Here is a 4,662-nt window from a genome sequence, read left to right as displayed (position 1 = left end):
GCAGCCCGGCGAAGCGCTCAGCCCCGACGACATCGCGGCGATCAAAGAGGCGGTCGACGCCAATTTCGACCAGGCTCCCGCCTATCGTCGTTTGCGCTACTTCGCCGAATTGTTCCGCGGCGCGCGCCGGCCTGACGGCGCCGACCTGGCCGCGCGCCTGCGGCCTTGGTGGGGCGAGGGCGAGCGCGCCTGGCTGTTCGACAACGCCGAGGACGCGCTGGACCTCGAGGCGCGCACCCTGGGCTTCGACATGACCCAGATCCTGGACGAACCGGCGGTTCGCACACCGGCCATGATGTACCTGTTCCACAGGGTCGAGCAGCGCCTGGACGGCGAACCCACCTTGATCGTCATCGACGTGGGCGGGACGGCCCTCGACGACGAGGTGTTCGTCGCCCGGATCAAGGACTGGGAAAAGACCATCCGCAAGCGCAATGGGCTGGTGGGTTTCGCCACCCAGAGCGCGCAAGACGCCCTGGAGAGCCGTATCGCGTCGGCGATCATCGAGCAGGCGGCGACCCAGATCTTCATGGCCAATCCCAAGGCCCAGGCCCGCGACTACTGCGAGGGGTTCGGCCTTACCGAACATGAGTTCAGTCTGATCCGGTCGTTGCCGGACACCTCGCGCTGCTTCCTGATCAAGCACGGGACCGACAGCGTCGTGGCCCGGCTCAACCTCTCCGGCGAGCCTGACCTTCTCACCGTGCTGTCGGGCCGTGAACGCACGGTCCGCATCCTCGACGATCTGCGGGGCGATCTTGGGGAGGATCCGGCCGTCTGGCTCCCCCGCCTGCTGGAACGCGCCTGATGGCCGGCTTCTGTCCCGTTCCCGACACTGACGCGGGTCTCGTCCAGGGTCTGCTGACCTCCGTCGACTGCAATGTACTGGGCATGGTCGAGACCGGCTACGCCACCCTGGCGCGGCCGGACTCGCCCGTCGCCGCGGCCCTGACCATCCTCCTGACCCTCTACGTCGCCGTCCTGGGGTTCCGCCTGATGATCGGCCGGTCGCCCCTGCGGATCGGTGATCTCACCCTGACCTTCCTGAAGATCGGTGTTGTCCTGGCGCTGGCGACCAATTGGCCCACCTATCAGCAACTCGTGTTCGATACCCTGTTCCGCGGCCCAGAACAGCTGGCCTCCGGCATGATGGAGGCGATCCAGCCGGCAGGCTCGATCTTCCGGCGCAACCCCTTCGACGCCCTGCAGATCGCCTATGATGAAATGCAGAGGTCCGCCGCCTTCTTCGCCCAACGGGTCGTCGGCCAGGTCTCGCCATTGCAGGGCGGGACGGGCTTTGGCGCCTTGGCGCTAAACGTCTCGGCGCTCACACTGCTGATGACCAGCCTCGGGGCGGTGCTCACGGCCAAGATCGTCCTGGGCATGCTTCTCGCCTTGGGTCCGGTATTCGTGGCATTCCTGCTGTTCGACGCCACCCGCGGACTGTTCGAGGGCTGGCTGCGCGCCTCCGTGGCCTTCGCCATCGCGCCGCTGCTTGGGATCCTGGGGCTCGTCGGCCAGTTGACCCTCATCGAGCCGCATCTGATCCGGCTTGCGGACCAGCGGGGGCAGGGTGTCGTCGATCTCGCGCCGGCCATCGCGATCTTCATGTTGTGCCTGGTGTTCGCCGCGGTGGCCCTGGCTGGAGCGCTGGCGGTGGGCGTCATCGCAACGGGCTTCAAGCTCCCGTGGCGCGATCCTGCCGTCGCGCCGGACCCCGGTCGCCGAGACGCAAGTCCGGCGACGGCCAGCGCGCTGATCGCCGGGGCGCCGGACCGGCGCTCGGGATTCGAGCCGCCCTCTCGCGCCGCCACCGTGGTCGCCGCGGCCGCCGCCCTGGATCGCCGCGACAGTCGTGCGCTCGAGGACGTCGCCGGGCCTCGCCGGGCCGTGAACGCCTCTAGGCTTGGTGAGACGGCGTCCGAAACGCGCCTCGTCTCGCCGATCAGTCAGACCTATCGACGCTCAGCCCAACCGCGCCGCGCCGCGAGCAGCCTGCGAAGAGATACATGAAACCGGAAAAGCCTCCCGCCGCCGATCGCAAGGCCTACTACGCGGACGCCGCGTCGTGGTCCCAGGACGTGCATGGCGCGCTGCGCGCCTCGCGTCGCATGGCCTGGATCGTGGCGGGCGCGGCGGGCTTAGTCGCCGTGCTGGAAGCCGTCGCCCTGGCCAGTCTCGCGCCATTGAAGACCGTGGTGCCCTATACGATCACCGTGGACCGCCAGACCGGCTACATCGAGACCGCCCAGGCGCTGCGACCCGGAGCGCTCGCCCAGGATGTCGCCGTGACCCAGGCCTTCCTCGCCCAGTACGTGCTGGCCCGGGAGACATTCGATGTCGGCGATCTGCAGGCCAACTATCGCAAGGTGACCCAATGGTCGACCGGCGCGGCGCGGGACAATTACATCCGCACCATGGCGGTCTCCAACCCTCAGAGCCCGGCAAAGCTCTATCCAGCCACCACGGTGGTCCAGACGACCATCAAGAGCATCTCGATCCTGTCGAAGGGCAGCGCCCTGGTCCGTTTCGAGACCGAACGGCGGGATGGCGGGGCGCTGGCCGGCGAGCGCCGGCCCTATGCCGCGGTGGTCGCCTTCCGCTACACCGGCGCGCCCATGCGCATGGAGGATCGGTTCCTCAACCCGCTTGGATTCCAGGTGACGGCCTACCGTCGAGACACCGAGACGATCGGGGTCTTTTCCGCGGTCGCCGCGCCATGAAGGCGATCGCCCTGATCCTGCTGCTCGCGGCCACGCCGTTCGTCGCCCTCGGGGCGGAGACGCCGCGTCCCGGCCTGGTCGATCCGCGCATTCAGACGGTCGAATACGACCCCGATCAGGTCGTGGTTCTGCGCGGCGCCTTGAACTACCAGCTGATGCTCGAGTTCGCGCCGGGCGAGCGGATCGAGAATGTGTCCATTGGCGATTCCATGGGCTGGCAGGTCACGCCCAATCGCAAAGCCAACCTGCTGTTCCTGAAGCCCATAGACCGCGCGGCCGTGACGAACATGACCGTCGTGACCAATCAACGGCGCTACGCCTTCGATCTGCGGGTGGCGCCGGCGACCGCCCGAGGCGTGCTGCCCTATGTTGTTCGTTTCGCCTACCCGCAGGTGGCCATGGCCGTTCCGCTGCCGCCCGAGCCGGACGCGCCGCCGGTCATCGTCAACCGATCCTACGCCATCACCGGCGCGGCGGAGAATGCGCCCGTGCTGGTGTTCGACGATGGTCGCATGACCTATTTCGAGTGGCCCGCCCAGGGTGCGGTTCCGGCGATCTTCGCCGTCGGCGTCGACGGCGCCGAGAGCCTCGTCAACTACGGGGTGCGCGGCCGCTATATCGTGGTCGAACAGCTCGCGCCGCGCTTCGCCCTTCGCAACGGCAAGCAGGTGGCCACCGTGATCAACAACGGCTTCACGCGAGCCTCAAGCCAATGACCAGCACCGCACCCGACGTCGACCCGCGGCTCGGCGCGCCAAGCCGCGATCTGGCGGCGGCCAGCGTCGACGCAGAGCCCCGCGTCGGCCGCGCCGCGGGAGGCCCGAATGCGGCGCTGATCGTGGCGGTGTTCGGCTTGATCGCCATCCTGCTGTTCGCTTGGTTGAACGCTCGTCGGCTGGACGCGCGCCCCGACAGTCTCGTGACCGCCACGCCCGGGGCGGCGCTCGCCGCCAGCGCCCCGCCGCTCCAGACCGCGCCGGCCGTGGCCGGGCCCGCGGACATGGCCCTTGGCGGCCTTCCGCCGAATCTCGGCGACATCAGCGCGATTCCGACACCGCTCGTCACGACCCCGCCCATGCTGTCGCCGGCGCTCATGATCTCGAGCGCCCCACAGGCCGATCTCGTCGCCCGCCGCAGAGCGCCCGCCGTGGTGGTGGACTTCGGACAACCACCCGTCGGTGGGGGCGGCGCGCCGGCGCCCGCCGCCGCGGCCCTCGGGGCGGCAGAGCCGGGGACCGGCCAACCGGTGCGGCCTAAGCTCAATGACGACGAACAGTTCGCCGCCCGCATCGGCGACACCGAGGCTCCGGAACGGGCCCGGGCCACGAGTATGGGGCGGCTCGACAGCTTGATCTCCCAGGGCGCCGTGATCCCGGCCGTGCTGGAGACCGCGATCAATTCGGATCTGCCGGGCTATACGCGCGCCGTGGTCAGCCGAGACGTCCGCAGCTTTGACGGCAAACATGTGCTGATCCCGCGGGGAAGCCGGCTGATTGGCCAGTACAAGAGCGCTGTGGCGCTTGGGCAGTCGCGCGCCTTCGTGATCTGGACCCGCATCATCCGGCCCGACGGGGTGTCGATCCAGATTGGCTCACCCGGCACGGACGCCCTGGGTCGGGGCGGCCTTCAGGGGGATGTGAACCGCCACTTCTTCCAGCGGTTCGGCGGCTCGATCCTGCTTTCGGTGCTGAACGCCGGCGTCGCCTCGGTGGCCAAGACGCCCTCGACCCAGATCTCCATCGGGTCGCCTGGCGCGGCGGCCGGCGCCGCGGCCTCCGCGGTGCAGGGCGAGCAGGTGTCGCCGACCATCAAGGTCGCGCAGGGCGAGGCGATCCGCATCTTCGTCAGTCGCGACCTCGACTTTTCCGGCGTCGGTGCGGTCCCTTGAGCGCCGAGCCCGCCGCCATCTATCTGCGCACCTATCTGGCGCCCCTGGCTC

Annotated in this window: 4 protein-coding genes and 1 pseudogene; all 5 read left to right on the top strand. The window is 69.1% G+C overall.

The window, feature by feature from the left end; translation table 11 throughout:
* A pseudogene (locus RMO04_RS20835) lies at nucleotides 1–808 on the top strand (VirB4 family type IV secretion/conjugal transfer ATPase); the annotation flags it as partial.
* Complete coding sequence (locus tag RMO04_RS20830; protein WP_309646686.1) at nucleotides 808–2,013, top strand: type IV secretion system protein; 1,206 nt, start codon at nucleotides 808–810, stop codon at nucleotides 2,011–2,013. The pseudogene RMO04_RS20835 and the gene RMO04_RS20830, both read left to right, overlap by 1 nt.
* Nucleotides 2,010–2,723, top strand: coding sequence for a VirB8/TrbF family protein (locus tag RMO04_RS20825; protein ID WP_309646685.1), 714 nt, complete (start codon nucleotides 2,010–2,012; stop codon nucleotides 2,721–2,723). Before RMO04_RS20830 ends, RMO04_RS20825 begins: the two co-directional genes overlap by 4 nt.
* Entirely contained in the window at nucleotides 2,720–3,439 is a 720-nt protein-coding gene (locus RMO04_RS20820) for a TrbG/VirB9 family P-type conjugative transfer protein (protein ID WP_309646684.1), read from the top strand. Before RMO04_RS20825 ends, RMO04_RS20820 begins: the two co-directional genes overlap by 4 nt.
* Nucleotides 3,436–4,611: a TrbI/VirB10 family protein gene (locus tag RMO04_RS20815; protein WP_309646683.1), complete on the top strand. Its 1,176-nt coding sequence runs from the start codon at nucleotides 3,436–3,438 to the stop codon at nucleotides 4,609–4,611. Before RMO04_RS20820 ends, RMO04_RS20815 begins: the two co-directional genes overlap by 4 nt.
* The last annotated feature ends 51 nt before the right edge of the window (nucleotides 4,612–4,662 follow it).

This window comes from Phenylobacterium sp. (genome assembly GCF_031412415.1).
GTDB lineage: Bacteria > Pseudomonadota > Alphaproteobacteria > Caulobacterales > Caulobacteraceae > Phenylobacterium.
This window is presented reverse-complemented; position numbering and strand designations above follow the sequence as displayed.